The organism is Neobacillus niacini (genome assembly GCF_000759675.1).
GTDB classification, from domain to species: Bacteria; Bacillota; Bacilli; order Bacillales; family Cytobacillaceae; genus Neobacillus; species Neobacillus niacini_A.
On sequence record NZ_BAWM01000153.1, the window covers coordinates 1 to 10,726 of the forward strand.

Annotated in this window: 13 protein-coding genes and 1 pseudogene; 4 read left to right on the top strand and 10 right to left on the bottom strand. The window is 34.9% G+C overall.

Going from position 1 to position 10,726, the window contains the following annotated elements:
* The 7 genes from TR08_RS29145 to TR08_RS29175 form a co-directional block, all read right to left on the bottom strand.
* Positions 1-730 (bottom strand): IS110 family transposase (locus TR08_RS29145; protein ID WP_045524349.1); only part of this gene is annotated, 730 nt, incomplete at its 3' end.
* A gap of 215 nt (positions 731-945) precedes the next feature.
* Complete coding sequence (locus tag TR08_RS29150) at positions 946-1,623, bottom strand: GNAT family N-acetyltransferase (protein ID WP_045524357.1); 678 nt, start codon at positions 1,621-1,623, stop codon at positions 946-948.
* A 224-nt stretch (positions 1,624-1,847) separates the two neighbouring features.
* The gene (locus TR08_RS29155) at positions 1,848-2,348 is read right to left on the bottom strand and encodes a DinB family protein (RefSeq protein ID WP_045524359.1); all 501 of its coding nucleotides are present in this window, start codon (positions 2,346-2,348) and stop codon (positions 1,848-1,850) included.
* Between the two features lie 231 nt (positions 2,349-2,579).
* Positions 2,580-2,909, bottom strand: coding sequence for a hypothetical protein (locus TR08_RS29160; RefSeq protein WP_045524361.1), 330 nt, complete (start codon positions 2,907-2,909; stop codon positions 2,580-2,582).
* 192 nt (positions 2,910-3,101) lie between these two features.
* Complete coding sequence (locus tag TR08_RS29165) at positions 3,102-3,635, bottom strand: DUF3916 domain-containing protein (RefSeq protein ID WP_045524363.1); 534 nt, start codon at positions 3,633-3,635, stop codon at positions 3,102-3,104.
* A 104-nt stretch (positions 3,636-3,739) separates the two neighbouring features.
* Positions 3,740-4,246 carry a hypothetical protein gene (locus tag TR08_RS29170; RefSeq protein WP_045524365.1) on the bottom strand — a complete coding sequence of 169 codons (507 nt, stop codon included), beginning with the start codon at positions 4,244-4,246 and terminating at the stop codon, positions 3,740-3,742.
* Positions 4,247-4,493: 247 nt separating this feature from the next.
* Positions 4,494-5,033: an SMI1/KNR4 family protein gene (locus TR08_RS29175; protein WP_045524367.1), complete on the bottom strand. Its 540-nt coding sequence runs from the start codon at positions 5,031-5,033 to the stop codon at positions 4,494-4,496.
* A 532-nt stretch (positions 5,034-5,565) separates the two neighbouring features.
* On the opposite strand from TR08_RS29175, the pseudogene TR08_RS34140 reads away from it, so the two are divergent.
* Positions 5,566-5,634: pseudogene (locus TR08_RS34140) on the top strand (YjcZ family sporulation protein); the annotation flags it as partial.
* Positions 5,635-6,424: 790 nt separating this feature from the next.
* On the opposite strand, the gene TR08_RS29180 reads toward TR08_RS34140, so the two are convergent.
* The 3 genes from TR08_RS29180 to TR08_RS29190 all read right to left on the bottom strand — a co-directional run bounded on the left by TR08_RS29180 (position 6,425) and on the right by TR08_RS29190 (position 8,682).
* A complete protein-coding gene (locus TR08_RS29180) occupies positions 6,425-7,516 on the bottom strand; it encodes a DUF3626 domain-containing protein (protein ID WP_045524368.1) in 1,092 nt (363 codons plus the stop codon).
* A gap of 223 nt (positions 7,517-7,739) precedes the next feature.
* Positions 7,740-8,060, bottom strand: coding sequence for a hypothetical protein (locus tag TR08_RS29185; RefSeq protein ID WP_045524370.1), 321 nt, complete (start codon positions 8,058-8,060; stop codon positions 7,740-7,742).
* Between the two features lie 133 nt (positions 8,061-8,193).
* Positions 8,194-8,682, bottom strand: a complete 489-nt coding sequence (locus tag TR08_RS29190) for a hypothetical protein (RefSeq protein ID WP_152597556.1) — start codon at positions 8,680-8,682, stop codon at positions 8,194-8,196.
* A gap of 492 nt (positions 8,683-9,174) precedes the next feature.
* On the opposite strand from TR08_RS29190, the gene TR08_RS29195 reads away from it, so the two are divergent.
* Genes TR08_RS29195 through TR08_RS29205 form a run of 3 tightly spaced genes read left to right on the top strand, consistent with a single transcriptional unit; the run spans position 9,175 to position 10,515 of the window.
* A complete protein-coding gene (locus tag TR08_RS29195) occupies positions 9,175-9,516 on the top strand; it encodes a PadR family transcriptional regulator (RefSeq protein ID WP_045524374.1) in 342 nt (113 codons plus the stop codon).
* On the top strand, positions 9,509-9,991 hold the full coding sequence (locus TR08_RS29200) for a hypothetical protein (RefSeq protein WP_045524376.1): 483 nt from the start codon (positions 9,509-9,511) through the stop codon (positions 9,989-9,991). Before TR08_RS29195 ends, TR08_RS29200 begins: the two co-directional genes overlap by 8 nt.
* The gene (locus tag TR08_RS29205) at positions 9,988-10,515 is read left to right on the top strand and encodes a permease (RefSeq protein ID WP_045524378.1); all 528 of its coding nucleotides are present in this window, start codon (positions 9,988-9,990) and stop codon (positions 10,513-10,515) included. The genes TR08_RS29200 and TR08_RS29205 overlap by 4 nt, the downstream gene beginning before the upstream one ends.
* Positions 10,516-10,726: the final 211 nt, after the last annotated feature.

Sequence of the window (10,726 nt, forward strand, 5' to 3'; positions counted from 1 at the left end):
ATTTTGCTAGATTGATTAATAATTGAGCCTTCTTGGGTCCTGGTTGTCGTTTCATTAAAGACTTCCACCCCCTCATGACATCTAATGTTTCTAGTGAAGATATTTCATCCGGTGTAGGAAATAAACGCAGAGTTGCGATGGCCCCTTTGCACGATACATCTTTAAACACTTGTCTGAGCTCTGGAAAGACTACATCCACCCATCGATTTACTTGATTAATAGCCATCACGAAACGTTTTACAATCACATCACGGTTAGAAATTAGAACTCTAAGTTTCTCAAATGATTCTGTTGTTGGACGAACAAAGGAATAATAACCGTTTTTCACCATATCCGCTATAACGAGGGCATCTTTTTTATCACTCTTCGATTGAGTATTGTCACGATTCTCTTTATTCCTTTTCACTAAGTGGGGATTGACTGTTACTACCTCAATGTTTTGGTTATTTAACCATTTGGATAGGTTAATCCAATAATGGCCAGTAGGTTCCATACATACTATTGCTGCATCTAAGTTTTTTAATCTTTTTAAATCTTGAATCCAGTTTAATAGTTTAACGAATCCCTCTTCATTATTTTCAAATGTAAGAGGATCTCCAACTACAATTCCACGAAAGTTAACAGCTCTAGCAACGTGTAATTGTTGGGCTATATCTACACCTACAATTAGATGTGTATCGGAAATTCTTTCTATTAGTTGATTTTGTTTGTCTTGCATTTTAAAATTCATAGTAGGGCTTCCTCCTTAAGATTTTGAGTTAGATTGGTCTCTATACTCGTATCTTACTGAGAAGCTCTATTTTTTTCAAACCTGATATTTAACGATCTACAGGAATGCTAAACTGACCGTTAGCACAACAAACAAAAAAAGATCGCCGCAGCGATCTTCATTTTTAACTACTGCACCCGTTAGCTGAAGAAGGAGTCTTGCGTTTTACAGTTACTTCAACTCATATGAATGTCTGTTCCATACTGAATCAATTTTAGTTTCCTTGCCACAGATTGGGATGAAAAATTATCCCACGAAGTACTATAAAGAGCAATTCGTCCTTGTTTTTGTACCTCCGCAGCCCAGGCATTTGTAACATTTACACCGTATCCTCTTCCACGGTAATCTTCATGTGTAAATACACTTGCTTCGTCTGCTTTTGAGGTCTGCCTTGCACTACAACAAATCGAAACAGCAAGGTTATCTTCAACTATTACAAAACAAGGTTGCTTATACTCAAAATCCTCAAATGTATATGGGAAATGAGACTTTAGTAGTTCTTTGTTTTCATGATTTACTTGTATTGCTTTTGCACGAGACCTGTACCTTACATTAGGAAACACATACGCTGGTCCAATCCATAAATTATTTAATTTACGATCTCTGCATAAAGCATTGATTACTTCTACTAGATGAGCACCAGGATTCGTCCCTATAACTTGTTCTAACTTCTCTACAAGACTCGCATCCAACATATTTGAATACCTTACTACACTACCCAGTCTGGTGCCACCAACGAAAATTCGTGGTGCAAAGTCGTATGGTGGTTCATTCACGACTGTCACACGATTTTCAGTATCGTGTCTAAATAACACATTCACATGATGTTCCATCAATTCTAAATCAGAGAACATAAAAATTCCTCCGTGATTTAACGTCATCAATCTAGGCTTCGTTATTATAGTCTTTTATTGTATTTACCTGCCCCTTTACTTCAATAAAAAGCACTACACCCCCTTATTGAAGTAATTCTACTTGTTAGTTGAAGAAATATTTTCGGCCCACAGATAGGGCTGTTTATCTAACTATCTTTATCCGTTAATGAAAAGAAGTTTTCTATTAAATTAATGCATGAAGCCTAGATTTTTGCCTCAGGTTCAACAAGGTCTGTATCAGGAGGATTGTAACCTAATTGCCGAGCCATCGATACGATTTGTCCCTTATGATGAAACTCATGTGTTTCGGTATGGGTTAAGAGCCATAGGGGAGTCGTACTCCATGTTTCTTCCTGCCACTTCACCTGATTCTCTATATTTTCGATCCAGCGAGAATTGAATTCAAACAAAAACTGTTGTACTACTTCATCAACTAAATCAAATCTATCTCGAACCTTTTTAACATCTGAGTGTTCGATATCATAATCTGTAGCGAACGAACAATCAGTGAGTTTAAGTGCGAATTTCCCAAGCCAGGCCAGATAGCAATCAGCAACGTGAATATGGGTCCTTATAATACTGCTGTTCCCGAAGTTTGGAACTGTATTGTGCAACTTTTGCAACGGAATCCCTTCCAAAAACGCAAACAAAGTTTGTCTAGTGGACCTAATGAAACCGTATTGTTGCTTCAAAACATCTTCCATTCACAATCAATCCCCTCTGTATAATAATGATTTAGACTATACTAAATTAACGAACAGATGGAAGTAATCTTTAGCAGCTTTTTCTCTTCTTTTATAATATATCTTTTCTTTTTGAGTATGATGGTTTCTTTTTTCTTATTCCACTAAACTCACCGTTAGTTCAATAAAAAAAGGCCTGCCGCAACAACCCCACTGTTCCACTAAAGCACCCGTTAGTTCAAGAAGAAACTTTTAAAAAGGTGAAAATCTGTCATCAAAAATTTCTCCATCAAGTTTAAAATACAATTTATATGTACCCAAATCTTCTTCCTTATGAATAACTGGCAGATATGAAATAATGAAGTCAAAACCATATTGAGTGTATGAGTCTTTACTCCATGCATCGATGAAAAGAGCCACATTATTTAGGTTAAGTTCCAATTGGTTTTTATCAATGTCCCCGCCAAAGAAAGGTTCACCTTCTTCCTCTTCATAAGAGTTAACTACGTTCCAAAAATTTTCAATTGTTTTCTTTTCAACATCGTGAGTCTCAGCCCATGCTCTTAGTTCATTTGTATTCATTTCTATCCCTCATTTCCAGATTAACTAACCTGCCCCGTTAAGAAAAAGAGTTGCCGCAGCAGCTGTAGCAACCCCTTAATCAACTCTTGCACCCGTTAGTGAAAGTACATTTTTTCACAATCTTGTTATTAGAAATAAATAAAATACTAGCCTGATTTGAAGAATTAGCACCTATTTGCAAAATGAACTTATCTAATTTAACTCACCAATAAACCAGATTTCGCCTTCATAGTTGATGTCATCGTCCGAAATTATTTCTTTGAAACCCCTAACTTTTAAATCAGAAGATAAAACAAGATTCCACTCTTTAATAATATTTCTATCACTATCCAGAGGTATCCATTTTTGTTCTTTTGAATTTCTCTCGAAAAAACCATCAAACCAGCTTTTGTCTGGGAATACTACAATCTGTGAGTCAAACAAATTGGGTAATGAAACAATAGCATAAATGCAATAATCACTTTGTTCTTTCGTCTTTATGTTTATTAAATAATCGACCCGTTCGATTAATTTTTGCATAATATCTCGCCTTAATTTGTTCGGTGTATTTTTCGAATCTATATATTCTTGGCTGAATGGTAAGTGTAGATGCCAATAACCTAAACCATAATCATTAGGATTAGGCATAGTTTTTGTTAAGTCTGTTAAATCATTTACTAACGTTTTGTACCTTCGCCTTAAACCCCTAATTTTCCTTTTTGAACCATCAAATTCCCATTGAACCACATCTAAATCCCCCTAATATATTTACAGACACCCCTTCCTTTAAGAGGAGTGCAGCACTGACCCATCTTCAACTCTTGCATCCATTAGTTGGACAAGAACTCTCTTTAATAAGTTCCCTTCCATTCTTCTTTTGTATATTTAATAAAAGGAAAATTAACCCTAATATAAGACAAAATTTCCGTTGTTTCCTCCCTCACAGTATAAGCAGTTAATGTGGATTTAAAAGCAGGACTTATAAGTACAGGAATAGTCTGGTTCTTTACATAAAAATGTAAACAATCCTTATACGATGTTTGCTTTGAACGTATTTCTTTTTTAAAATATCTAATCTCAATTACATCGTTAAATATTACTTCTCTTTTGTGTTTCTTAATTTCAACAATTTTATTTGAATATACAGCAACATACCCTCGAATATCTCCACTATAATAGCGGAAAAGCATATAAAACGTGATAATAAATACAATTCCATAAACACACAAAAACCAATCCTTTTCAATTACACCTCTTATAATAATCACCAAAAAAAACAATAAAGATATAAGGCGAGATATTTCAAATACAATCAATACCCATTTTGGATTTTTATAAAACAGTATAGGATTTTCCAAAATCATTTCCTCCAGAGACTTAAGAAAGTTAGTGCTTCCCTTAATCTTAAAAAGTAAAATTTTCAACATACTTAAATTTTATACCCTTCTCTTACTATCCTGCCCCGTTAATTGAATAAGAAAAAGGCTTTACTCCTTCTTGAAGTAAAGCACCCGTTAGTTTAAGTACAACATTTCACAATCTGCTTTTAAAAAAAACAAAAAGGTCAAATCCTGATAATAGAATTATTAAGTTCCTGCAATAAAATTAATCGAGTTGAACCCCTTTAAAAAACCAATCCCAATACGCATTTCCTTGTGCAATAATCATTCTTTCTAACCAGGTAGTTAAATCACAGTAAAAACTTATGGTCTCAATACTCAGCAACAGGATATTTACTTTATTAGTTTGTTTATAGTTAGAAACGTCAAGTAATAACGTACCCCTATCTACAACATAGCCAATTGGGTAGCAATATTTCAAAATATATCCCACATCACAATAACCCTTCATTGAATTGTATTCACTTATCATTTTCTCGATTGAATAAAGGCAAAAGGAGTAGCCATATTCGTAAGTAAAAAACTCTGCACCATTATGTAATAATAAAAATTCTTTATATTCAGTAGGCAATTCCAAATGATTTTTTGTAATAAATTGTTCTAATTCGTTTTTAGTAATAGGCTTGTTAAAATTAAAACCAACTTTTTGGTAATCTCCAGACGTACTATGGACAATTAATGAATTATTCTCATCTAATCTGGTTTTTAGAGCTTCCATTACATTTAATATTGACGAATTCTTCATTCTCATCACCCACTTAAGCAAAAATTGAATCACTATATCAGATAGTATTCGTGATGTTAATGCCAATTCCTTTTTTTACTAACCTTCTTCGTTAGTTGAAGAAGAAGGGTTCAATAAAAAAAGGGCAGGCACTCCGCCCATCCCTTCAGATTGCTTTTTCGACTTTGCAACCTATCTGATGCTTTTTTCTCTGCTTAATATACTTTTAATCAGCACTTGTCCCATTCAGCTTTATTCTGAGTGCATATGTTATTATTACCACCGGCCGCCAAGCCAATATAGCACCTCCGAAGAAGCGTTTGCATGTATTGCAGACGCTTCTTTTCATTTTAGGCAAATCGCCAATTTTGTCCTAACAAGGGTGATTGTCTAATCCATTCTTGTCTTATGGAATATTTATACATAGTGATAAGTTTTTTCCTTCAGATATTTAATAGGGTGGTGAAAAAATATGGGCTTTGGATGGGGCGGTTGTGGCTTCGACGGTGGCTTTGGTTGTGGCGGTTTTGGCTTCGACGGTGGCTTCAATAGAGGCAGCAGCTTTGTGTTAATCGTAGTACTTTTCATCCTACTGATCATTGTAGGGGCTTCATTTTGCTAAATTGTACGGAACAATGGGCGGGTTAAGTTAATCTGCCCTTTTGTCATATAGACTTCTGGAATGAAAGGAGGAGGAATCAAATGCCGTTTTTTGGATTTGATCGAAGAGATCGGTTTTTTCGTGACGACTTTAGAAGAAGAAGGTTTTTCCCTTTTGAAAGAAGATTTTTCCCATTTTTCCCTTTCCGCTTTGACTTCGAAAGAAGAAGACGTTTTGAATTCGATAGAAGACGCAGATTCTTTTAAGCAAATGATTTAAACAGTGTTTCCATGGAATCCAAGCGGGGAATACGGTTCTTCATGGTCAGTTTCGATTCTGGTCACCTAATCCAATTTAATCTAAGTGATAAACGCCAATCCCTTGAAGTGTAAAGGATTGGCTTTTTTATGTATAAATACTTGTTACGGAGTAACAAAAAAAGGGGTAGGCGTTCCACCCACTCCTCAAATTGCTTTTGCTATTTCGACTATGTAACCTTTTAGATATTTTGTTACATTCATCGAAATAAAAAAAACACCTTAATTAAGATGATCTTCTCAATTCCTAGCCTTTCCTCCATCGGCATTACCCAACTTCATTGGTACTTCGCTGCTATCCGTCTACATACAACGGCATTTAATTTCCTTGCTTATTATCGCTTGTTGACCATACTCTTCTAAAAATGAAAAATGTATTGTCCTTTTATTCAATTAAAGCACCCTTTAGTTTAAGTACAATATTTCATAAACTTTCTTGTGGAATAAGAAAAAAGGCGACCTACCTATTGAAGGATCGCAGTCGTAATTCACCATTATTTCAATGTCGGATTTTGCTTTCCATATCTCACTAAAACGTGCCACAATAGTTTTAATTCCTGAAGTACCTCTTTATAAGTTCCGCGATCACTCCAAGTTTCAGGATTGCGGTTTAAATCCATTACGGCAGATCCAATTATCTTTGCATCGATAAAATTATTTAGTGCAATGCGATTTGCCAAGGAAGGCATTGATGGACCTCTAAAATCAGAAGGAACTTCATCTACCATAAGAGCAAAGCCCCTGTGCCAATACAGATCAATGGAATACTTATGGCATATTTGTTTCAAGATTCTCCCTACATATGTTTCCTTGAAAGAAGGATCTGCAACAAGCACTTCCACGTCTTCTTTAAGTGATATATCACCATGAACCTGGGCTTCAATATAGTGATTAAGATTGCGGTTAGGCTCTTTGTTTGCTGGGTCCGTAAATGGTCTTTCAAGATTAACCAGCAAATGATTGATTAACCTTGCTGGTGTCAGATTTCTTTCGCCAATTGCAAAATCTCTTAAGAACGCCTCTTCCAAGAGTGCAGCCAAAATGAGGTCAAACTCTTTATTGGTACCCTTTTCTTTTGGGTCTTGATGCGAATCTAAATAGGTGTACGTGGAACGATATGAAACCCTGGGGGATAGAAGAAAATAGCATGATCCAAAACGTGGAGCAGGTCCATCTGGGTGCAACATTAAATTTAGTGCCCCATATTTAGGACGTTGGTTATTGGTTGTGCCCTCCAGTTGATATGCTCCTCCAAAAATTCTCTTCTCCCAAAGGTCGCGTTCCCCACCTCGGTATGCGGATACGCTGCCATTAGATATAAATGTTTCAAACTGGCTCTTATATATTCCCTGCTCCAACAGTGCTTCAGCAACGCATTTCATAGTTGAATCTGGTCTATCTGGATGAAAATGTAATCCTATCTTTGCGTGAGCCTTAATTTTAACAACAGCATTTTCAAATATTTTATCCGAAATATTAGACATTTTAAGTATGTGATTAATTGTTTCTTTAGCTTCATGTCTATTGTTCCTTGCATACCTTGTAATATTCTCTAAAGCCAATAATTGAGACATTGATAATTCCATGAATAGTCGATTCTCTCCTTTCATCGAATTTAACCTAATATTCAACAAAAGTTTCTTTTTTCCTTCTTCAACAAACCCGCTTCGTTAGCTCAATAACAAATAAGGATCGACGCAGCGATCCCCGTTCTTTAACTCTTGCACCCCGTTTGTTTAAGTACAATATTTCACATTCTACTTAAATAATCGAAGTAAAAAACGGTGATTATAAACCATCGCCCTAAACTTATTTTTCGTAGTATGGTTTATAAGTAGAAGGGATAAACCCTCCTAAAACCCCTATTCCTTCAACAAATGCGAAACCACCATCTTCAATCTGTAATTCTATCTCTGTCATATTTAATAAAAAATAATTATCAGTTTCTTTGCTTACAACTTTATAACTTTTTGCATTAGATTTTGATAAACACTCTCTTCCGTTACAATCTATATCGTACTTTTTGGTTAACCAGTCATTAAAAGGATTTGCGGACGGTTTTGTAACTGGAAGAATTACCAGGAACAATATTAAGATACTAACAATGATGAATGTTCGTTTTTTATTCATTTAACGCATCCCCCTTAGAACATGCACCAATCCTGCTACTTAGATCAAGGCATGTTCTTATTCTATATTCGCACCCCGTTAGTTTAACAAGAACTATTAAATTAGTATTTCAAATATAGAATAGTTCCAGAACTCATTTTTTCATTACAAAGAAATTTTCTACTAAATTCTTGATAACTGTGTAGCCCCAAGTGGAATAGACTTCATACTTACTTTCTTCTTCCTTTGTTATCGGACGTAGTTCATTAAGACCTTTCATCAGCATTCCACCAAATTGTTGCGAACGCAAATAATCAGGACTAATCCCATCTAACTCCAAAGGTCTGTAACCGCTAATTTTACCTTCCAATCCTGTTTTATGTATAGTGATAATACCTGCTGCACCTTGATAGAGTGTTCGGCATCCTATTAAATCTTCTGCAACTGGAGGTAAAGAACCTTGCCAATCCATTAAACCAGCTAAAAACATCGTTCTGCTTCCAATTCCTTTTTTAGAAGGAATTTCAATTACCCTACCGCAGGCATAGTTACCAGATGATAATGGGATAGCCCAAAATTGACCAGACATTAAATCTTTATTTGTCTTAGGTTTAAACGGATACTCTTTGTTAATCTTAATCACCGCCGTTTATTATATATAAGTTATCATTACTATAAAATTTGTACGACTCCTTGTTCAACTAAACTGCCCCGTTAGCACAATAATAAAAAGGCTGCCGCAGCAACCTATTCTTAAACTCAAGCACCCGTTAGTTTAAGTGCAATCCTTCACATTCTAATTTCTTATTAAATCAGTAAAAGACAAAATTCTTAAACCATCAATGTGTTTCTGTCATTCTAAATTATAAGGGAGTTTATTTCATAGGTGATAACTATGGATTCCTCTTAACAATACCCCCGCTTGTTCTGCCATCACACGAGATGGGACTGTAATTCTATTCTTAAGCTACCATCCAACTAACCCTACGAAAGCTGAACTGAAAAATTGAACAAAAAATTTTTAAAAAAAGACATACTGTTAGTGACATATTACTGTCGATAACAGTATACTGTTATTAACAGTAAGGTGTTGCCAAAAAAAATTTTACATTTAAATTAGGAGGTTATATATTTCATGAAACATACAGGGAGACATACAGGTGCATTTCTTCTGCTGTTTTTAACAGAGGGAGATAGCTATGGAGGGAAACTCCTGCAGAAATGTGAAGAAGAGCTTCCCATCAATCCAATCGATAGTGCCATTCTTTATCGCACATTAAAAACATTAGAGAAAGAAGGTGCTGTTGAGTCGTATTTAGACACATCTAATCAAGATAAGCTGATAAAAATGTACAAAATTACTACAGTTGGAAAAAGAAAATTAGAAGATTTTCAAATAGATATAGAAGAAAAAATGAAGAATTTATCATTTTTCTTAAATAAATATAAAGAATGGAAGGAGTCTAATCATGATTAATGGTGCTATCCTTTACGCTATGGCTATTATTCTTCTCAGTATTTCTTTTATCAAAGATCGAAATAAAACAAGAGATGCTCTATTAAAGTCATGGAAAAGCTTTCGTAATATTATACCTGACATGTTATCAATTATGCTTTTCGTTGGACTATCACTATCTATATTAACTCCAACCTTAATTTCTTCAATCATTGGAGAAAAATCTGGATTGACAGGTATTGTTTATTCGGCATTAATTGGTTCTATTGCACTAGTTCCAAGCTTTGTTGTATTTCCTCTTGGACACACATTAGTCCAAAATGGTGCAGGACTCCCTCAAGTGGCTGTATTAATATCTACATTAATGTCTGTAGGAATCACAACTTTACCTATGGAACAAAAGATATTTGGGCGAAGTTTTGCCTATTCTCGCAACGTATCTGCATTGGTAATGTCTCTAATATTTTCATATATTATTTGGGTGGTGATGGGATGAATAAATTAAAAAGGTATCGTTTCTTTTTCATTTTATTATTCGGGCTAATTATCCTTACCTTTATAAACCAATCGCTGGGATGGAACGCATTTCAATTAACAGTAAAAAGCATTTTAGATATGCTGTTTCTACTCCCTCCTGTCTTAATATTCGTAGGTTTGCTTGACAAATGGGTGGAGAAAGAAACACTTATAAGATATATGGGAGAAAAATCCGGCATCTATGGCATTTTGTTCTCCCTATTATTAGGAGTAATTGCAGCTGGTCCTCTCTACGTAGCTTTTCCAATTGCAGCACTATTATTAAAAAAAGGAGCAAGCATACGCTATATTGTATTTTTTTTAGGAGTTTGGACAACTGCAAAATTACCGGTTATTGTTTATGAATTTGCTTCATTTGGAGTTAAATTTACACTTATTCACATTTGTTTTGGTTTGTTATTTTTCTATTTAATGGGTATTATTTTTGATAAATTTTATAAGCATCGACAATTGTTAAGGTATGATATAACTAAAGACGTTTAGATTTTGATAGATAAATCTTTAACCACTCTATCCCAGATTATTTTGTAGCTACACCTATAACGGACTATACTGCGTGCAGCAAAAGATTAGAGGATACAGTTTGCACTGCATCCTCTCTTTGATTCCCTTCTTCAACTCCCTCAGTTTGATACGAATATCTCTTGAATGCTCACTTATTCGCAGGATTTCATAACCTCTATAAATAGAATGA

What these genes read in the sequence shown, in the direction of transcription:
- TR08_RS29150 (WP_045524357.1), bottom strand. Translation starts at nt 1,623, where the DNA reads ATGTTCTCTGATTTAGAATTGATGGAACATCATGTGAATGTGTTATTT.
- TR08_RS29155 (WP_045524359.1), bottom strand. Translation starts at nt 2,348, where the DNA reads ATGGAAGATGTTTTGAAGCAACAATACGGTTTCATTAGGTCCACTAGA.
- TR08_RS29160 (WP_045524361.1), bottom strand. Translation starts at nt 2,909, where the DNA reads ATGAATACAAATGAACTAAGAGCATGGGCTGAGACTCACGATGTTGAA.
- TR08_RS29175 (WP_045524367.1), bottom strand. Translation starts at nt 5,033, where the DNA reads ATGAAGAATTCGTCAATATTAAATGTAATGGAAGCTCTAAAAACCAGA.
- TR08_RS29180 (WP_045524368.1), bottom strand. Translation starts at nt 7,516, where the DNA reads ATGGAATTATCAATGTCTCAATTATTGGCTTTAGAGAATATTACAAGG.
- TR08_RS29185 (WP_045524370.1), bottom strand. Translation starts at nt 8,060, where the DNA reads ATGAATAAAAAACGAACATTCATCATTGTTAGTATCTTAATATTGTTC.
- TR08_RS29195 (WP_045524374.1), top strand. Translation starts at nt 9,175, where the DNA reads ATGAAACATACAGGGAGACATACAGGTGCATTTCTTCTGCTGTTTTTA.
- TR08_RS29200 (WP_045524376.1), top strand. Translation starts at nt 9,509, where the DNA reads ATGATTAATGGTGCTATCCTTTACGCTATGGCTATTATTCTTCTCAGT.
- TR08_RS29205 (WP_045524378.1), top strand. Translation starts at nt 9,988, where the DNA reads ATGAATAAATTAAAAAGGTATCGTTTCTTTTTCATTTTATTATTCGGG.